We start from the raw sequence: 19,924 nt of genomic DNA on the forward strand, positions 1-19,924 counted from the left end.
AGGAACCAGTGCAGTACACGGAAAACAGGCACCGCACGCGGCGTCTCTGATATCCTTGTCGGATACAGCAGACGCTTTTTTGCTTTCTTGTGTATCATCACTTCTGCATCCGTATCCGCACGAAAAGAAAAAAGGAGACTTCTTTTATGTATCTTTATAATTCTGCAACCCATAAAAAAGCTGAATTCCTGACACACACACCGGGCCGTGTAGAAATGTACACCTGCGGACCTACCGTTTATCATTTTGCGCACATCGGAAACCTGCGCAGTTATATTATGGAGGATGTCCTGGAAAAGGCACTCCGCTATGAAGGCTACGACGTCAACCGTGTCATGAACATCACCGATGTCGGCCATTTAAGCTCCGATGCGGACACCGGCGAGGACAAGATGGTCAAAGGTGCAAAGCGCGAGCACAAAACAGTCATGGAAATCGCACAGTATTACACCGATGCATTCTTTGCGGATTGCAAAAAGCTGAACATCAAGCGCCCGGATGTCGTACAGCCGGCAACGGGATGCATTGACGAATATATCAAAATCATTGAAAAACTGATGGACACCGGCTACGCTTACTTTGCCGGCGGAAATGTTTACTTTGACACCAGCCGTCTCGACCACTACTATGTGTTCAACGATCACGACGAGGATGACCTCGCGGTCGGTGTGCGTGAGGGCGTAGAGGAAGATACAAACAAACGCAACAAAAATGATTTCGTTCTCTGGTTTACGAAATCCAAATTTGAGAACCAGGCCTTGAAATGGGATTCCCCGTGGGGCGTCGGTTATCCGGGATGGCACATCGAGTGCTCCGGTATCTCCATGAAATACAATGGCGAATACCTTGACCTGCACTGCGGCGGCGTAGACAATGCATTCCCGCACCACACGAACGAGATCGCACAGTCCGAAAGCTACCTCGGCCACGCCTGGTGCCCGCAGTGGTTCCATGTGCATCACCTGAATACATCGACTGGAAAGATGTCGAAATCGAAAGGTGAGTTTTTAACCGTTTCTCTTCTTGAGGAAAAAGGTTATGATCCTCTCGTCTACCGTTTCTTCTGCCTCCAGTCCCATTACCGTAAGGCGCTTGTCTTCACCTGGGAAAACCTGGACAACGCCAAAATTGCCTACGACAAGCTGATCGCCCGCATCGCCGCTTTAGACCCGAAAGACGGACCGGCCGAGGAAGCTTCTATGACTGCTTTAAAAGAGAAATTCCAGAAAGCGCTCGATGCCGACCTCAACACCTCGCTTGCCATCACAACGCTGTACGATGTGTTAAAAGCAGACATGCATGATGCTGCAAAGCTGGCGCTTCTCGACAGTTTCGATCAGGTACTCGGTCTTTCCCTTCTCGCTCATGCAGATGCGAAGAGAAAAGAGGCTGCAAAGACAACTTCTGCTTCCACCGCGTCCGGCTATCAGATTACCGGCGAAGGAGATCCGGAAATTGATGCTCTTGTTCTGAAACGATATGAGGCAAAAAAAGCCAAAAACTTTGCAGAAGCAGATAAAATCCGCGATGACCTGAAATCCCAGGGCATTGAAGTTGCTGATGTACGCGGCGGAGCCGTCTGGAAACGGATCTGATCTGCACGAAAGAGGAACTCTGATTTTCTTCTTCATTTCCTACGAAGGAAACAGGGAATTTCATGTGCTGAAAGCAACAACCGACCAGTATATTACCTGTGAAAACGCGGCTGCACTTTCTATTAAACTTCTTCCAAAGAGAACTGCTCTGATGCGGCAGTTCTCTTTTTTATGCTTTTTCACCTGCTGCTTGCGGCTTCCTTCGGATGCAGGGCATCGAAAAAAAGACGGCATCCATTTTCCGGATACCGCCTTTTTTGTTTCTTTCGGATGGCTGTTTCTTTATTTAATAATACGAACCCTTAACACGCCGTCTACTGCTTCCAGCGCTTTTACGATCTCTTCTGTTGCTTCGCTTTCCAGATCCATCATGGTGTAAGCGTAATCGCCTTTACCTTTGTTTGTCATGTCGCTAATGTTGACACCGGCGTTACCCATAACGGTGGTAAATGCACCCAGCATACCAGGAATATTCTTATGGCAGATGGTCACACGGCCTGCTCCTGTGCATACACCCATATCACAGTTCGGGAAGTTGACGGAGTTTTTGATGTTTCCGTTCTCCAGAAAATCACGGATTTCTTTAACTGCCATGACAGCACAGTTATCTTCGGATTCTTTGGTCGATGCTCCAAGATGCGGAGTAACGATGGTTCCCTCTGCGCCGACTACCTTCGGGTTCGCAAAGTCAGTCACATATTTTTTCATTTTTCCGGCCTTTAATGCTTCCAGAACAGCATCCTCATCAACCAGGAGGTCTCTTGCATAGTTCAGAAGAACCACGCCGTCTTTCATCTCATCGATCGCTGCCTTGTTAATCATACCTTTTGTGCTGTCCATCAGCGGAACATGGATGGTGATATAATCGCAGGTACGGTAGATATCTTCCACGTTCTGGATATGATGAATGTCACGGGACAGATTCCATGCCGCATCGACAGAAATGTACGGATCGTATCCGTATACTTCCATGCCAAGATGGGTTGCTGCATTTGCTACAAGCTGACCGATCGCGCCAAGTCCGATGATACCGAGCTTCTTTCCGCTGATCTCACAGCCGGCAAATTTCTTTTTCTGTTTTTCTGCTGTCTTTGCAATGTCGCCGTCTTCTTTGTCGCTCTTCACCCACTCAATACCGCCTGCGATATCGCGGGATGCAAGCAGCATGCCGGCAAGCACCAGCTCTTTGACGCCATTTGCATTGGCTCCCGGTGTGTTGAATACAACGATACCCTGCTCTGCGCAGTCGGCAAGCGGAATGTTATTGACACCGGCTCCTGCTCTTGCTACGGCAAGAATACTTTTCGGCAGCTCCATACCGTGCATGGCTGCACTTCTGACGAGAACCGCATCGGCTCCCTCCAGGCTTTCACTCTGCTGATAGTTTTCATTAAAATTTGCAAGGCCTACGCCTGCAATCGGATTTAAGCAATGATACTGAAACATTAGAGATTTTCCTCCTCGAACTTTTTCATGAAGGCTACGAGTGCTTCTACGCCTTCTTTCGACATTGCATTGTAGATGCTTGCACGCATACCGCCGACGGTACGGTGACCTTTCAGGTTCTCAAGTCCGGCTTCTTTGGACTCTTTGACGAATTTGGCATCCAGATCTGCATTTCCGGTGATAAACGGAACGTTCATCAGAGAACGGTCTTCCGGTACAACGGTTCCTTTGAAGAGCTTGCTCTGATCCAGGAAATCATACAGCAGTTTTGCTTTTTCTTCGTTGCGCTGTTTCATGACTTCCAGTCCGCCCATTTTCTTCAGCCATTTGAACACTTTGCCGCACATGTAGATGCAGTAGCAGTTCGGCGTGTTATACAGAGAGCCGGCATCTGCATGCGTTTTAAATTTCATCATGGTCGGTGTTCCCGGCAGGACATCGTCGGTAATCAGATCGTCACGGACAATGGAGATGACCATTCCGGCAGGTCCGATGTTTTTCTGGACACCGCCGTAGATGATGCCGTAATCGGAGACATTAACAGGTTCGGAGAGGAAACAGGAGGAGACATCTGCCACCAGGGTTTTGCCCTTGGTATTCGGCAGTTTTTTGTATTTGGTTCCGTAAATGGTGTTGTTTTCACAGATATAAACATAATCGGCATCCGGGCTGATCGGAAGATCGCTGCAGTCCGGGATGTAGGAAAATGTTTTATCCTCAGAGGAGGCAATTTTGTTTGCCTTTCCGTATTTCTGCGCCTCTGCATATGCTTTCTTTGCCCACTGTCCCGTTACGATGTAATCAGCGACACCGTTTTTCATCAGGTTCATCGGAATCATGGAAAACTGCAGGGAGGCACCGCCCTGAAGAAACAGAACTTTGTAATTTGACGGAATTCCCATCAGGTCACGAAGGTCTGCTTCTGCCTCATCGATGATATTCTGGAATACTTTGGAACGGTGGCTCATCTCCATGACGGACATGCCGCATCCGCGGTAATCCAGCATTTCCTCCTGGGCTTCTTTCAACACTTCCTCTGGCAGAACTGCCGGTCCTGCGGAAAAATTATAAACTCTGCTCATTTTTCATCCTCCTGTTTCTCTTGCTACTTTATATTACTGGAAAACCACCGTTCCTATGCCGGTGGTTTTCCTTGTAATCGTTTGTACCTGTATTGCAGTTTTTCTTACAAGTCTGCAATTCATATGGTAATACGGTATTACTTTACCACGTTGAAACTATGATACCTCTTTGTTAGAAATATGTCAATCCTTTTCTTGTTCCTTTTTTGCCAGATCCTCTGCATCGAAGACATCCTCAATCGGTGCTCCGGCCGGAACCATCGGGAATACTTTTTCATCGCAGTCGATCCATACGTCGATCAGTGCCGGTTTTCCGCTCGCAATCGCCTCACGGATGGCAGGTCCCATCTCCTCTTTCTTCGTCACGCGGATGCCCTTTACGCCGAGCGCCTCAGCAACCTTGACAAAGTCCGCCTGATCCTGCAGAACAGTGTTGGAATACCGTTTTCCATAGAACAGTGTCTGCCACTGGCGTACCATACCGAGTACATGGTTGTTGACAACGACTTCGATCACCGGAATGTTGTGTCTCGAAAGGGTTGCCAGTTCGTTCATATTCATGCGGAAGCAGCCGTCGCCTGCGATGTTGATAACGGTTTTGTCCGGGCGTCCCATTTTGGCGCCCATGGCAGCTCCAAGACCGAATCCCATGGTTCCAAGACCGCCGGAGGTTAAAAGGGTTCTCGGGCTCGTATACCGATAATACTGCGCCGCCCACATCTGATGCTGTCCGACATCGGTCGTGATGACAGCCTGGCCGTCGGTTGCCTTATAGATCTCCTCGATCACGAACGGTCCGGTAAGGCCTTCTTCATGCTTTAACGGGAATTTTTCTTTCATTGCCTCGATTTCGGCAATCCACTCGTCATGATGCATCGGCTCCAGCTTCGCATTCAGGCGTTTTAAGACTTCTTTGACGTCTCCGATGATGCTCGACTCGACAACAACATTCTTGTTGATTTCTGCCGCATCTACATCGATCTGAACGATTTTTGCATTGTTTGCAAATTTTGCGGCGTTTCCGGTGACACGATCGGAAAATCTTGCACCGAGCACGATCAGCAGGTCGCACTTCGTCACGCCATAGTTCGATGTTTTTGTTCCGTGCATACCGAGCATACCGGTGTACAGCTTATCGGTTCCCGGAAAAGCGCCTTTTCCCATCAGGGTATCGCAGACCGGCGCCTGTATATGGTGTGCCAGTTCACGCACTTCCTCGGCCGCACCGGAGATGATGCTGCCGCCGCCCACGAAAATATACGGTTTTTTCGACTCCCGGATCAGAGATACAACGTGATCCAGTCCTTCTTCTGTGATTTTTTCGGTAGACGGTGCGATTGCTTCCGGTGTCTTTGGCTCATATTCATACGTTGCCGCCGTGACATCTTTCGTGATATCCACCAGAACCGGGCCCGGTCTTCCGCTCTTTGCAATCGAAAACGCACGGCGCAGCGTGTCTGCGAGAACCGTGATATCTTTTACGATCACGCTGTATTTTGTGATCGGCATCGCAACGCCTGCAATGTCAATCTCCTGAAAGCTGTCTTTTCCAAGCAGTGCCTTTCCTACGTTGCAGGTGATGGCTACCATCGGGGTAGAATCCATGTAGGCAGTTGCAATTCCAGTGACAAGATTTGTCGCGCCAGGGCCGCTTGTTGCCATACATACGCCTGTTTTTCCGGTCGCACGCGCATACCCGTCTGCCGCATGGGCAGCACCCTGCTCGTGGGAGGTCAGGATGTGGTGGATTTCCGGATGACGGTAAAGCTCATCATAGATATTCAAAATCGTTCCCCCCGGATAGCCGAACACGGTGTCCACGCCCTGCTCCTTCAGGCACTCAATAACAATCTGTGATCCAGTTAATTCCATGTCTGTATGATTCCTTCCTTATCTTTTGGCTTTGTGTATGAAATCAGCCATCCGATGAAAATGCACGTTCGGACGGCTGATATGATTTTTTTCTATTAGAACTCCAGAATGGCTCCCTTATTTGCGCTGGAAACCATCTTTGCGTAGCGTTTCAGATAGCCTGTGGTTACTTTCGGCTCTCTCGGAGTCCATGCAGCTTTTCTGCGTGCCAGCTCTTCATCCGATACGGCAAGCTCCAGCTTGTGCTCCGGAATATTGATGCGGATCAGGTCGCCTTCCTCAACGAGCGCGATCGGACCGCCTTCTGCTGCCTCAGGGCTGACATGGCCGATGGATGCACCGCGGGATGCGCCGGAGAAACGGCCGTCTGTAATCAGAGCTACGGAAGAGCCAAGTCCCATACCTGCAATCGCAGAGGTCGGATTCAACATCTCACGCATACCAGGACCTCCCTTTGGTCCCTCATAACGGATGACAACAACGTCGCCTGCCACAATCTTGCCGCCGCGGATTGCCTCGATGGCATCCTCCTCACAGTCGAAGACTCTGGCCGGTCCTTCGTGAACCTGCATCTCCGGTACAACGGCAGAACGTTTGACGACTGCGGTATCCGGTGCCAGGTTTCCTTTCAGGACAGCAATACCGCCGGTCTTGCTGTATGGATTTTCTACCGGACGGATGATCTCCGGGTTTTTGTTGACACAGCCTTTGATATTCTCGCCAACGGTCTTTCCGGTTGCGGTCATGCACTCGGTGTGCAGAAGTCCTAGTTTATTCAGCTCGTTCATAACGGCATAAACACCGCCGGCCTCGTTCAGCTCCTCGATGTAGTGGTATCCTGCCGGAGCCAGATGGCAGAGGTTCGGGGTCTTCTCACTGATGGCATTTGCCATCTCCGGATTCAGCTCTACGCCTGCCTCATGCGCGATGGCCGGCAGATGCAGCATACTGTTGGTGGAACATCCAAGTGCCATATCGACGGTCAGAGCATTTAAGAATGCTTCTTTTGTCATAATGTCTCTTGGACGGATATTCTGTTTTAACAGCTCCATAACCTGCATACCGGCTCTCTTGGCCAGGCGCAGACGCTCGGAATATACGGCCGGAATCGTTCCGTTTCCTTTCAAGCCCATGCCGAGAACCTCGGTCAGACAGTTCATGCTGTTTGCCGTGTACATACCGGAGCAGGAACCGCAGGTCGGGCATGCATTGCACTCAAAATCATAAACATCTTCCTCTGTCATAGTTCCGGCTGCGTAGGATCCAACCGCCTCGAACATGCTGGAAAGACTTCTCTTCTCACCTTTTACATGGCCGGCAAGCATCGGACCGCCGCTGACAAATACGGTCGGAACATTGACTCTTGCTGCTGCCATCAAAAGGCCAGGTACGTTCTTATCACAGTTCGGGATACATACCAGTGCATCAAACTGGTGAGCCATTGCCATACACTCGGTGGAATCGGCGATCAGGTCACGGGTAACGAGGGAATATTTCATTCCGATGTGGCCCATGGCAATACCGTCACAGACTGCAATGGCCGGGAACACGATCGGTGTTCCGCCTGCCATGGCAACGCCCATTTTTACAGCTTCTGTAATTTTATCCAGGTTCATATGACCCGGTACGATCTCATTGTAGGAGCTTACAATTCCTACGAGCGGTTTTTTCATTTCTTCTTCGGTCAGACCCAGCGCACGCATCAGAGAACGCTGTGGCGCCTGTGCGATTCCTTTTTTTACAGCATCACTTCTCATGATTTTTTCCTCTTTTCTTATCTTACAGTTTTATGCCAGTGCTTTTACCAGCAGATCTCCCATTTCGGATGTAGATACCTGGGTACATCCCTCAGACATAATGTCTACGGTGCGGTATCCGTCTTTTAAAATTTTCTGTACAGCATTTTCGACTGCCTCTGCCTCCTGATCGAGATCCAGGGAATAGCGGAGCATCATGGCTGCGGACAGAACCGTTGCAATCGGGTTTGCGATGTTCTTTCCTGCGATGTCCGGTGCAGAGCCGTGGCTTGGCTCGTACAGACCAAATTTTGTCTCGTTCAGGCTGGCGGAAGAAAGCATTCCGATCGAGCCTGCTACCATACTTGCCTCATCGGAAAGAATATCTCCGAACATGTTCTCGGTCAGAACGACGTCAAACTGGCACGGATTGTGGACGATCTGCATCGCACAGTTGTCGACCAGCATATGCTCTAAGGTAACTTCCGGGTAATCTTTTGCAACATCCTCTACCACGGATCTCCACAGACGGGAGGAATCGAGAACGTTTGCTTTATCTACACTCGTTACTTTTTTCTTTCTCTTCATGGCGATGTCGAATGCACGGATTGCAATGCGGCGGATTTCGGTCTCGCTGTAGGTCAGCGTATCGGTTGCTTTCCGGATGCCGTTTTCTTCTACAGTGCTGCGCTCTCCAAAGTACAGGCCGCCGGTCAGCTCACGCATAATCAGCATGTCGAAGCCCTCGCCGATGATCTCTTCTTTTAACGGGCAGGCATCTTTCAATTCCTGATACAGGTAAGCCGGACGCAGGTTTGCAAACAGACCTAACGATTTCCGGATTTTTAAGAGTCCTGCCTCCGGGCGCTTGTCCGGGCTTAATTTGTACCATGGGGATGTTTTTGCATCTCCTCCGATGGAGCCCATCAGGACAGCGTCGCATTTCTTTGCTTCTTCTATGGTTTCATCTGTCAGCGGCACGCCGTGCACATCAATGGAGGCTCCGCCCAGCAGAAGGTTGGTATATTCAAACTTATGTCCATATTTCTCGCAGACAGCGTCCAGAACTTTTTTTGCTTCCTTTACAATTTCCGGTCCGATTCCGTCACCGTGAATTAATCCAATACGGTATTCCATATCTTTCTCCCTCTTTTCTTCCGGCTGAAAAACCGTTCTATTTTCTCTGCGTCTATAGCATTTCTAAATTATACGCCATTTTTCCGGTAATTTCAACACGAAATTTCTTTGCATCGGACGAAACGCAATAATCTTTTTGCTTTTTTGCCATTTAAAAGAAAAATACGCGGCATTTTTCCCCGTTTTCGCCGTGTTCCGCCGAAGAAGTTTCGGGGGCGAAAAAAACGCAGGCATTCGTTCTTTTTGAATACCTGCGTTTTTCCTGGCTTTTCGCCGTGTGAAATTATTTTTTCTTTTCTGTTTTCTCTTCAACGACTGCTGTCTCCGGTTTTTCAACCTCTGTGATGGCTGTTTTGCGCATCGGGATACGGCAGTTTTTGTTGTTTCCGAACTCTACGATGACATCGTCGTCTGTGATATCGATGACTACGCCGTAGAAACCGCTTGTTGTGATGACTGCATCGCCGACTGCGAGGTCATTCAGCATTGCCTGCAGTTTTTTCTGCTCTTTCTTCTGCGGGCGGATCATTAAGAAATACATCATACCGAACATGATGACCAGCCACATAATTAACATACCAGTGCTCATCACACCGCTGTTTGCTGCTGTTGTTGTTGCTAAAAACATTTTCTTTCCTCCTGTTATTCGAGAGTACATCCCGTTCTTTAGACACACCTATCATAATACACAATCCGGAACCGATGGGCAAGTCTTTTTCGGATATTTTCCAAAGATTTCATACTTTCCCGATTACTTTTTGTCGTATTCCTCAAATCCTGCGAGTTTTGCCCGTTTGTAGGAAGCAAAATTGCCCTCGTCCAGCGCGGTCCGGATTTCTGTCATCATATTGTTGTAGAAATACAGGTTGTGCAGAACACAGAGCCGCATGCCGAGCATCTCTTTTGCTTTCAGCAGATGACGGATGTAGGCTCTGCTGTAGTGACGGCACGCCGGGCACTGGCAGCCTTCCTCGATCGGACGCGGATCCAATTCGTATTTCTGGTTGAACAAATTCATTTTTCCATGATTTGTATAAACGTGACCGTGACGTCCGTTCCGGCTCGGATATACACAGTCGAAGAAATCAACGCCGCGCTCTACACCCTCGAGAATATTGGCCGGTGTTCCGACACCCATCAGATATGTCGGTTTTTCTTTTGGCAGATACGGAACCACTTCATCGAGAATATGATACATCTCCTCGTGTGTCTCTCCTACCGCAAGACCGCCGACGGCATATCCGTCAAGACCCATCTCGGAAATCCGTTTTGCATGATCGATACGGATATCTTCATAGATTGCTCCCTGATTGATACCAAACAGCAGCTGGTGCTTGTTGATGGTATCCTCTCTCTGGTTCAGTTCCTGCATTTTATCCTTGCATCGCTGCAGCCATCTTGTCGTACGGTCCACGGAATTCTGCACATAACGGCGGTCCGCCACACTCGATGGGCACTCGTCGAAGGCCATCGCAATCGTGGATGCCAGGTTGGACTGAATCTGCATACTCTCCTCCGGTCCCATGAAGATCTTTCTTCCGTCTACGTGGGAGTGGAAATAAACTCCCTCCTCCTTGATTTTCCGAAGGCCTGCAAGAGAGAATACCTGGAATCCGCCGGAGTCGGTCAGGATCGGTTTATCCCAGACCATAAACTTGTGGAGTCCGCCCATCTTCTTTACAACCTCATCGCCCGGACGCACGTGGAGGTGGTACGTGTTGGAGAGCTCTACCTGCGTGCCGATCTGCTGGAGATCCTCAGTGGAAACGGCTCCCTTGATCGCTGCCGCGGTTCCGACATTCATGAATACCGGCGTCTCGATATTGCCGTGCACGGTTTCCATGTGGGCGCGCTTCGCTCTTCCTTCCATTTTCAGAATTTTATACATAACGCTTTTCATCCTTTCTCATGATCCCTGCCGCCTGTTTTTCATACAGGGCATACTATTTTTAGTATACAGGCAAAACCCGTTTTTGACAATGCCTGAATTTTCTTTTTTCTGCCTTTTTCCCTCCTGGTTTCTCCATTTTTCACAAGGGCTTTATACTTTTTTCATAAGACATCGCCTTTTTTCCAATTGTATTTCCTTATTTTTTGTCGTATAATGGGTTGAGATTGTTTCTTATTATAAAAGGAGTTTGATTCATGACTGATAAAAAATATACTCTCGGAATCGACATCGGTTCCACCACTGTTAAAATTGCGATCCTCGACGAAGAGAACCAGCTTCTCTTTGCCGATTACGAGCGCCATTTTGCAAACATTCAGGAAACCCTTGCCCACCTGCTCGGGGAAGCACACGAAAAGCTGGGCGAACTGACCTTGCAGCCGGTCATCACTGGTTCCGGCGGACTTGCTCTTGCCAACCACCTCGGCATCCCGTTCACGCAGGAAGTTATCGCGGTTTCCACTTCGTTAAAAGCACTCGCTCCGCAGACCGACGTTGCCATCGAGCTCGGCGGTGAGGATGCCAAGATCATCTATTTTGAAGGCGGCAATGTGGAGCAGCGTATGAACGGTATCTGCGCCGGCGGCACCGGTTCGTTCATCGACCAGATGGCTTCTCTTCTGCAGACCGATGCAACCGGACTCAACGAATACGCGAAGCATTACCAGGCGATTTATCCGATCGCAGCACGCTGCGGTGTATTCGCAAAAACCGATATCCAGCCGCTCATCAACGACGGTGCAACAAAAGAGGATCTTTCCGCTTCCATTTTCCAGGCAGTTGTCAACCAGACCATTTCTGGTCTTGCCTGCGGTAAACCGATCCGCGGCCACGTTGCCTTTCTCGGCGGCCCGCTGCACTTCCTCTCGGAATTAAAGACAGCATTCGTCCGTACCTTAAAACTGGATGACGAGCATACAATCGTACCGGACAACTCCCACCTGTTTGCAGCCATCGGTTCTGCGATGAATGCAGACGGAAAAACCGAAATTTCCCTTCTCGCACTGAAAAAACGGCTCGAAGAGAAAGTTGCTATCGATTTTGAGGTTGCCCGTCTTGAGCCGCTGTTTAAAGATCAGGCCGAGTATGACGAATTTCTGGCGCGCCAGAGTGTCAACAACGTCGTGACCGCCGATCTTTCCACCTACGAAGGAAACTGCTATCTCGGTATTGATGCCGGTTCCACGACGACCAAAGCTGCTCTCGTCGGCGAAGATGGTGCTCTTCTCTATTCCTTCTACAGCAACAACCACGGAAATCCGCTCGGCACATCGATCCGCGCGATCCAGGAGATCTACTCCAAACTGCCGGATTCCGCACAGATCGCCTGGTCCTGTTCGACCGGTTACGGCGAGGCGCTCATCAAAGCTGCACTGATGCTGGACGAGGGTGAGGTAGAGACGATTTCCCATTATTACGCTGCCGCATTCTTCGATCCGGAAGTCGACTGTATTCTCGACATCGGCGGCCAGGATATGAAGTGCATCAAGATCAAAAACGGCACCGTAGACAGCGTACAGCTGAACGAGGCATGTTCCTCAGGCTGCGGTTCCTTCATCGAGACGTTCGCGCAGTCCCTGAACTACAGCGTGCAGGATTTCGCGCATGAGGCGCTGTTTGCAAAACACCCGATCGATCTTGGTACCCGCTGTACCGTATTTATGAATTCCAAGGTAAAACAGGCGCAGAAAGAGGGCGCATCCGTCGCCGATATTTCTGCCGGACTTGCCTGCTCCGTTATTAAAAACGCATTATATAAGGTAATTAAAGTTTCGGATGCCACCGAGCTGGGACGCCACATCGTCGTACAGGGCGGTACATTCTACAACGACGCTGTTCTCCGAAGCTTTGAGCGGATCGCCAACTGCGAAGCCATCCGCCCGGACATCGCCGGCATCATGGGTGCGTTCGGTGCGGCGCTGATCGCAAGAGAGCGCTACTCCGCCGATCAGGAGACCACGATGCTCTCCATTGAAAAGATCAACGAGCTGAAATATTCGACCACGATGGCAAACTGTAAGGGATGTACGAACAGCTGCCGTCTGACCATCAACAAATTCTCCGGCGGCCGTCAGTACATCAGCGGAAACCGCTGCGAGCGCGGTATCGGAAAAGAGAAAAACAAAGATCATATTCCGAACCTGTTCGAATACAAATACAAACGGATCTTCGGCTACCAGCCGCTGCCGCAGGATGAAGCGATCCGCGGAGAGGTCGGCATTCCGAGAGTCCTCAATATGTTTGAGAATTATCCGTTCTGGTACACCTTCTTTACGCGGCTGAAATACCGCGTGGTACTCTCTCCGACCTCGAGCCGCAAGATCTACGAGCTCGGTATTGAGTCGATTCCAAGTGAATCCGAGTGCTATCCGGCCAAACTGGCGCACGGCCATGTGACCTGGCTCTTACGCCACGGTGTGAAGTTCATCTTCTACCCGTGTATCCCGTACGAGCGCACCGAGTTCCCGGAAGCCATCAACCACTACAACTGCCCGATCGTTACCTCGTATGCGGAAAATATCAAAAACAACGTGGACGAGCTGCAGGACGATTCCATTACGTTCCGCAATCCGTTCCTTGCGTTTACGAGTGAAAAGGTGCTTGCCGATGGTCTTGTCAAAGAGTTCTCCGGTCTGCCGGAGGATGAAGTCCGTGCTGCTGTTCATGCCGGATGGGAAGAGCTTGGCGCTGCAAGACGCGATATGCAGAAAAAAGGCGAGGAAACGCTTCAGTATATGAAAGAAACCGGCCGCAGAGGCATCGTGCTTGCCGGCCGTCCGTACCACATCGATCCAGAAATCCATCACGGTATCCCGGATATGATCAACTCCTACGGACTGTGCGTGCTGACGGAGGACTCTGTTTCCCATCTGGCACCGCTCGAGCGTCCGCTCCGTGTCAATGACCAGTGGATGTACCACACCCGTCTGTATGCAGCTGCAAACTATGTAAAGACACGCGACGATCTTGACCTGATTCAGCTGAACTCGTTCGGCTGCGGTCTCGACGCCGTTACCACCGATGAGGTTTATGAGATTCTGACCAGAAGCGGCAAGATTTATACCTGCCTGAAGATTGATGAGGTCAACAACCTCGGCGCTGCCAGAATCCGTGTCCGCTCTCTGCTCGCTGCCCTCCGTGCACATGACCGGAAACAGGCGGTACGCGAGATTCTTCCGTCCTCGATCCAGAAACCGGTCTTCACGAAAGAAATGCGGAAAGACTACACCATCCTCTGCCCGCAGATGTCACCGATCCACTTCTCGATTCTGCAGCCGGCGTTCAACGCAGCCGGATACAATCTGGAAGTGCTTCCGAACGACAACAAAGAGGCGGTTGATGTCGGACTGAAATACGTTAACAACGATGCCTGCTATCCGTCTCTGATGGTAGTCGGACAGATTATGCAGGCGCTGCTCTCCGGCAAGTATGACCTGAACAAAGTGGCTGTCATCATGAGCCAGACCGGCGGCGGCTGCCGTGCTTCGAACTATATCGGATTTATCCGCCGTGCCCTGGAGAAAGCCGATATGACACAGATTCCGGTAATCTCCATTAACTTAAGCGGTCTGGAAGAAAATCCGGGCTTTAAGATTACACCGGATCTTGCGATCCGTCTCTGCTATGCGGCAGAATTCGGCGATATCATGATGAAATGTATTTACCGGATGCGTCCTTATGAGCAGAAGAAGGGTACAACAGACCGGATTCACAAAAAATGGGAGAAAATCTGTATTGATTTCATTTCTTCCAAACACCTGAGCCATACCCGGTTTAAACAGATCTGCCGCACGATGATCCGCGACTTTGACCATATTCCGATTACGGACGAGAAAAAACCGCGTGTCGGTATTGTCGGCGAAATTCTGGTTAAGTTCCTTCCGGCGGCCAATAACCATCTGGCGGAGCTTCTCGAAAGCGAAGGCGCCGAGCCGGTTGTGCCGGATCTGATCGATTTCTTCTGCTATTGCTTCTACAATACGAATTTCAAGGTAGAGCACCTTGGATTCAAGAAGAGCTCTTCGATGCTCGGAAATACGGGCATTAAGCTGATCAACTGGCTGCGGAGCGCGGCAGTTGCAGAGTTCAAGAAGAGCGAACACTTTGATCCGCCGGCTGATGTACGGGATCTGGCGAAGTATGCTTCTCCGATTGTTTCCTGTGGTAACCAGACAGGTGAGGGATGGTTCCTGACAGGCGAGATGATGGAGCTGATCCACAGCGACGTTTACAATATCGTCTGCATCCAGCCGTTTGCGTGCCTGCCGAATCATATTGTCGGTAAAGGTGTTATTAAAGCCATTCGCAAGGAGTATCCGAAGGCAAATATCGTGGCAGTTGACTACGATCCAGGCGCTTCGGAGGTTAACCAGCTGAACCGTATTAAGCTGATGCTTTCTACCGCGAACAAGAACCTGAAACAGGAACTTGACGGAGAGAAAAACGCGTAAAAAATTACATAATCCTTTTTCATTTCAAAAGACCCCAGTCGGAAAACAGTTTTTCATGTTTTCCGACCGGGGTCTTCTTTGTTAAGGTGTATCTTCTGTTTTTATCAGTAAATCCGCAGGATACGGAGAACTTTTACCAGTTTGGTTCCCATTGGCATGCGGCGCATTTCGGCTTCGGTTGTGCCGGTTACGACTACGAAAGCAATCAGGTATACCACGATTGCGATCAGAATTGCGGCCAGCATACTGATCGACGGGCGTTTTGTGATGGCGAACAGGCCATAATAAACAACCCAGGTTACAACACCCATGATGGCAGCGGCGATCAATGGTTTTACATACGTGTTTTTGAACTCATTGCGGAAGTTCAGGTGCTTGCGGATCGAAAGGTTATTCAATACACACATGCTAAGGGAGAACAGAATTCCCGCAAAGACGACAGCATAAATGTTTGTCTTTGGGAAAACTGCAAGGATCAGCGCCAGAACGATAAGATCCATCCCAAGGGAAATTGCCGCATTGTGCAGGGCTTTCTTCTGCTGCCCGATCGACTGCAGTACACTGTTGGTAATGGTGGACAGTGCAGAAAAGACAACCGATACGGCACCCATCATCAGCAGTTTGCCGGAAAGGCTTGAGCTTGACGGGAACAGAACGCCTGTAATCGGGAATGCCAGAACTCCAAGGCCGACGGCAGCCGGAATGGAGATGAACATGGTCAGGCGGATCGTTTCCAGAATTTTGTCGTTTGCCTCGTCGAGGTCACCGGTTGCGTAGCAGGAAGACACCTCCGGCATCATCGCAGATGCGGATGCGCTTGCCATGGCAAGCGGGACGTTAATCAGCGTAACGTAATAGTTGGAAAACTCGCCGTATGCAGCGTTCAGCGCTTTCTGGTTTTCGCCGTGCCATCCGAGGATGGTAAAGAACAGATAGTTGTCCAGGTAAGCGTTACAGTTATAAATAAAGGTCGTGAAGATGACCGGTGTTACCATCAGAAAGAGTACCTGAAAGATTTCGCGGTAGGATTCTTCGCGGTGGCGTGTGTCTTTGGCTGCTTTTCGCAGAATGCTTTTCCGGTTTACCCCGTAAACGAGCAGCATAAAGCAAAGGCCTGCCAGCACACCGGCTCCCGTTCCGAGGGTTCCGCCGGCAGCACCGAATTTCGCACGCTCGGTGTCATTTGTCGCAAACTGCTGGATAAAGAACCAGGCTGCACCGATACTGAAAGCAGCGTTGAATATCTGCTCGATGATCTGTGAAATCGAAGTCGGCATCATCGTGCTGTGGGCCTGGAAATAGCCGCGCAGGACGCCGAGAATCGCCGAGAAGAAGATGGTCGGTGCCAGTACGCGCAGGGCCAGGATGGCATTCTGCTGGTTATATGGCAGAAGGAATTTTCCGCCGAAAAACGCCACCAGTGCAGCGATTCCTCCCACGATTACGGCATAAAGGAGGGCTCCGCGGAAAACGCGGTGTGCGTTCCGGTACTCTTTTAATGCTAGGCGTTCGGATACGATTTTCGATACTGCCATCGGAATACTGTAGGACGAGATCAGCAGCAGGATCGTATACAGATTGCTCGCTGTACTGTAATAACCAAGTCCCTCATTTCCGATGGTTTCGCCGAGCGGCGACCGGTATAAAAGACCGATCACACGCGAGATAATCGTTGCAGCCATCAAGATAGAAGTATTTCTCAGTAACGTATTTTTCTTTTTACTCATTCTTTCGCTCCCCGGATTACATTTTCGATCTGCCAGTCAATCGGCGCAAGACCGTTTTCTTCCAGATATTCGTTCGTTCTGGAAAACGGATGGCTGCCGAAAAATCCGCGGTATGCAGAGAGCGGGCTCGGATGAGCGGACATCAGCACCAGATGTTTTGGATTGTGGATCATCTCTTTTTTGCGCTGTGCGGGACGTCCCCAGAGGATGAAGACCATCGGGCGGTCCTGCCCGGCGAGCACTTTGATTGCCGCGTCCGTGAACTGCTCCCAGCCGATTTCCTTGTGGGAATTTGCCTGATGCGCACGCACAGTCAGCACCGTGTTCAGCATCAGAACACCCTGCCGTGCCCATTTTTCGAGATAGCCGTTGTTCGGGATGTAGCATCCCAGATCGTCTTCGAGTTCCTTATAAATGTTGACCAGGGACGGCGGAATGTCTACTTCCGGTTTTACAGAAAAGCAGAGTCCGTGTGCCTGTCCCGGCTCGTGGTACGGGTCCTGGCCTAAGATGACTACTTTTACCTGCTCAAGTGGGGTAAAGTGGAACGCATTGAAAATATCATCAGCCGGCGGGTAAATCGTGTGGGTTTTGTACTCCGCTCCCACCGTCTGAAACAGTTTTTTATAATAATCTTTGGAGAATTCTCCTTTCAGGGCATTGGCCCAGCTTCCGCTAAGAGGCGGCATATCGTTTTCTCCCTTCCTTTTACAGGCGGACCGGCACATTGCGGCCTGCCAGATATTCTTTGACTTCACGAATTTCCAGTTCTTTGTAGTGGAACAGAGATGCGGCAAGTGCAGCATCGGCTTTTCCTTCGGTTAAGGCATCATAAAAATGCTCCAGCGTTCCTGCGCCGCCGGATGCGATGACCGGGATGCCGACGCTCTCTGCGATCGTTCTTGTCAGCTCGATATCGTATCCCGCCTTTGTTCCGTCGCAGTCCATGCTGGTGAGCAGGATTTCTCCGGCGCCAAGGCTTTCTGCTTTTTTTGCCCACGCAACGGCATCGATGCCGACATCGATGCGGCCGCCGTTTTTATAGATATTCCAGCCGCTTCCCTCCGCTCTTTTCTTGGCGTCGATCGCAACGACCACGCACTGGCTGCCGAATTTCTGTGCCGCGTCGTGGATGAGCTGCGGATTGTTGATGGCAGAGGAGTTGATCGAGATTTTATCGGCTCCTTCGCGGAGCAGCATCTTGAAATCATCCACGGTACGGATTCCGCCGCCGACGGTGAACGGGATAAAAACGTTTGCTGCTACTTTGCGCACCATATCAACAACAGTTCCTCTCTGATCGGAGGAGGCCGTGATATCAAGAAAAACAACCTCATCGGCTCCTGCCTTGTCGTACGCTTTTGCGATCTCCACCGGGTCGCCGGCATCTTTTAAATCGACGAAATTAACACCTTTTACGACTCTTCCGTTTTTTACATCCAGGCATGGGATAATTCGTTTTGTAAACATCCGTCAGTCCTCCTCTCCAATTTCCGCAAAGTTTTTCAGAATGGCAAGCCCAAGATCTGAGCTCTTTTCCGGGTGGAACTGGCAGGCGAACAGATTTCCTTTTTCCACAGATGCATGGATGTGTGTACTGTACTCTGTCGTTGCTTTTACAATTTCCTCCTCTTCTGCTTTCAGATAGTAGGAGTGGACAAAGTAAACATACGATTCCTGCGGGATGCCTTTGAATAAGCGTCCACCGTTCTGCAGATGGATGGAATTCCAGCCCATGTGCGGAATCTTTAAGCCCTCTTTGTCCGGAATCCGGAGAATTTCTCCTTTTAACAGGCCAAGGCCTGCAACGCCCGGGCTCTCTTCGCTGCGTTCAAACAGGATCTGAAGTCCGAGGCAGATTCCAAGAAACGGAGTCCCTTTTTCTACGATTTCATGAATAACCGGTACCAGATGATAGCGGTTCAGATTTTCCATCGCATCTCCAAAGCTGCCGACACCCGGCAGAACGACGTGATCTGCGCGTTTTAACACGTCTGGATCCCTGGTCAGTACAACCTCTTTTCCAAGGCTTTGAAAGACTTTTTCCACGCTTTTTATATTTCCGGCATCATAGTCGATCAGTGCAATCATAGGTGGGTCCTCCTCGTTTGTTATTTCAGTCCACGCCCCCTGTCATTGGGGGCATCTCTGCTGTTCTTTTGCAAACAGTACACTTCATTCTAACATACCGTTTTCTAAAATTCAAATTTTGAAGGTTATAAAATTATACAAAAATGCAGAAATTCTTAAGATTTCTTTTACTCCCGCTCCTTTCTTTCTTTTTATACTGGACAAATGGCGGGCATCACGCTACAATAAGAGCGTTGCACTAAGAAACGATAACATTTTGTGAAAAACGAGAGGTGTATATGATTACCAAATATCTGATTGTATTTTTGATTTCCATGGTTCCGCTCATCGAGCTGCGTGGTGCGATTCCGTACGCGGTAGCTTTCCATATTCCGACGCTTCCGGCCTATCTGATCGCCGTCATCGGAAATATGCTTCCGGTTCCGATTATTTTCCTGTTCGCTCGAAAGGTTCTTGTCTTGGGATGTGATAAAAAGTATATCGGAAAATTCTTCACCTGGTGTCTGGAAAAAGGCGAAAAAGGCGGGGAAAAACTGAAAGCAAAAGCCGGTCGCGGACTTCCGCTCGCCCTGCTGCTCTTCGTCGGCATCCCGCTCCCGGGAACCGGCGCATGGACCGGCACACTGGCCGCAAGTATCCTCGATATGGACTTTAAGACCAGCGTTCTCGCCGTCATGGGCGGTGTTCTCCTCGCAAGCGTCATCATGCTGCTTGCAAGTTCCGGCGTATTCGGGGCAATTGGAGCGCTTCTGACGTAAACGGCTCTGATTCCGTTTCAATTCCATAAAATTTGGCTTACAGCCGCACAGATTTGTTTTTCCGATCTGTGCGGCTGTTTT

The 19,924-nt window shown here is 50.0% G+C and carries 15 protein-coding genes; 3 read left to right on the forward strand and 12 right to left on the reverse strand.

The window, feature by feature from the left end; translation table 11 throughout:
• Nucleotides 1-146 precede the first annotated feature (146 nt).
• Nucleotides 147-1,595, forward strand: coding sequence for a cysteine--tRNA ligase (cysS, locus tag PGS38_RS14210; protein WP_118640256.1), 1,449 nt, complete (start codon nucleotides 147-149; stop codon nucleotides 1,593-1,595).
• A gap of 282 nt (nucleotides 1,596-1,877) precedes the next feature.
• On the opposite strand, the gene PGS38_RS14215 is transcribed toward cysS, so the two are convergent.
• The 8 genes from PGS38_RS14215 to tgt form a co-directional block, all read right to left on the reverse strand.
• Nucleotides 1,878-3,041, reverse strand: a complete 1,164-nt coding sequence (locus PGS38_RS14215; protein ID WP_118640255.1) for a phosphoglycerate dehydrogenase — start codon at nucleotides 3,039-3,041, stop codon at nucleotides 1,878-1,880.
• Nucleotides 3,041-4,123, reverse strand: coding sequence for a 3-phosphoserine/phosphohydroxythreonine transaminase (gene serC, locus PGS38_RS14220; RefSeq protein ID WP_118640254.1), 1,083 nt, complete (start codon nucleotides 4,121-4,123; stop codon nucleotides 3,041-3,043). The genes PGS38_RS14215 and serC overlap by 1 nt, the downstream gene beginning before the upstream one ends.
• Nucleotides 4,124-4,306: 183 nt before the next feature.
• Nucleotides 4,307-5,995, reverse strand: coding sequence for a biosynthetic-type acetolactate synthase large subunit (ilvB, locus tag PGS38_RS14225; protein WP_118640253.1), 1,689 nt, complete (start codon nucleotides 5,993-5,995; stop codon nucleotides 4,307-4,309).
• A gap of 95 nt (nucleotides 5,996-6,090) precedes the next feature.
• Nucleotides 6,091-7,752, reverse strand: a complete 1,662-nt coding sequence (gene ilvD / locus PGS38_RS14230; protein WP_117801682.1) for a dihydroxy-acid dehydratase — start codon at nucleotides 7,750-7,752, stop codon at nucleotides 6,091-6,093.
• Between the two features lie 30 nt (nucleotides 7,753-7,782).
• On the reverse strand, nucleotides 7,783-8,868 hold the full coding sequence (leuB, locus tag PGS38_RS14235; protein ID WP_117801683.1) for a 3-isopropylmalate dehydrogenase: 1,086 nt from the start codon (nucleotides 8,866-8,868) through the stop codon (nucleotides 7,783-7,785).
• 63 nt (nucleotides 8,869-8,931) lie between these two features.
• On the reverse strand, nucleotides 8,932-9,180 hold the full coding sequence (locus PGS38_RS14240; protein ID WP_117509197.1) for a hypothetical protein: 249 nt from the start codon (nucleotides 9,178-9,180) through the stop codon (nucleotides 8,932-8,934).
• Nucleotides 9,152-9,496: a preprotein translocase subunit YajC gene (gene yajC, locus PGS38_RS14245; RefSeq protein ID WP_117509198.1), complete on the reverse strand. Its 345-nt coding sequence runs from the start codon at nucleotides 9,494-9,496 to the stop codon at nucleotides 9,152-9,154. Before yajC ends, PGS38_RS14240 begins: the two co-directional genes overlap by 29 nt.
• Before the next feature lie 123 nt (nucleotides 9,497-9,619).
• On the reverse strand, nucleotides 9,620-10,756 hold the full coding sequence (gene tgt / locus PGS38_RS14250; protein ID WP_118640252.1) for a tRNA guanosine(34) transglycosylase Tgt: 1,137 nt from the start codon (nucleotides 10,754-10,756) through the stop codon (nucleotides 9,620-9,622).
• A 257-nt stretch (nucleotides 10,757-11,013) separates the two neighbouring features.
• Here tgt and PGS38_RS14255 point away from each other — a divergent pair, with 257 nt between their 5' ends.
• Nucleotides 11,014-15,267, forward strand: a complete 4,254-nt coding sequence (locus PGS38_RS14255) for a 2-hydroxyacyl-CoA dehydratase (RefSeq protein WP_118640251.1) — start codon at nucleotides 11,014-11,016, stop codon at nucleotides 15,265-15,267.
• 104 nt (nucleotides 15,268-15,371) lie between these two features.
• Here the strand turns inward: PGS38_RS14255 and PGS38_RS14260 are convergent, their stop codons facing one another.
• From PGS38_RS14260 to hisH, 4 genes are read right to left on the reverse strand one after another with little or no spacing between them, the layout of a single operon-like run.
• A complete protein-coding gene (locus PGS38_RS14260) occupies nucleotides 15,372-16,994 on the reverse strand; it encodes a putative polysaccharide biosynthesis protein (protein ID WP_118640250.1) in 1,623 nt (540 codons plus the stop codon).
• A complete protein-coding gene (locus tag PGS38_RS14265) occupies nucleotides 16,991-17,683 on the reverse strand; it encodes a uracil-DNA glycosylase (protein ID WP_117509201.1) in 693 nt (230 codons plus the stop codon). Before PGS38_RS14265 ends, PGS38_RS14260 begins: the two co-directional genes overlap by 4 nt.
• A gap of 19 nt (nucleotides 17,684-17,702) precedes the next feature.
• Nucleotides 17,703-18,464, reverse strand: a complete 762-nt coding sequence (hisF, locus tag PGS38_RS14270) for an imidazole glycerol phosphate synthase subunit HisF (RefSeq protein ID WP_118640249.1) — start codon at nucleotides 18,462-18,464, stop codon at nucleotides 17,703-17,705.
• A gap of 3 nt (nucleotides 18,465-18,467) precedes the next feature.
• On the reverse strand, nucleotides 18,468-19,085 hold the full coding sequence (gene hisH, locus PGS38_RS14275; protein WP_118640248.1) for an imidazole glycerol phosphate synthase subunit HisH: 618 nt from the start codon (nucleotides 19,083-19,085) through the stop codon (nucleotides 18,468-18,470).
• Nucleotides 19,086-19,363: 278 nt separating this feature from the next.
• Here hisH and PGS38_RS14280 point away from each other — a divergent pair, with 278 nt between their 5' ends.
• Complete coding sequence (locus tag PGS38_RS14280; protein WP_270476387.1) at nucleotides 19,364-19,843, forward strand: COG2426 family protein; 480 nt, start codon at nucleotides 19,364-19,366, stop codon at nucleotides 19,841-19,843.
• Nucleotides 19,844-19,924: the final 81 nt, after the last annotated feature.

The organism is Fusicatenibacter saccharivorans (genome assembly GCF_027667425.1).
Taxonomy (GTDB): Bacteria; Bacillota; Clostridia; order Lachnospirales; family Lachnospiraceae; genus Fusicatenibacter; species Fusicatenibacter saccharivorans.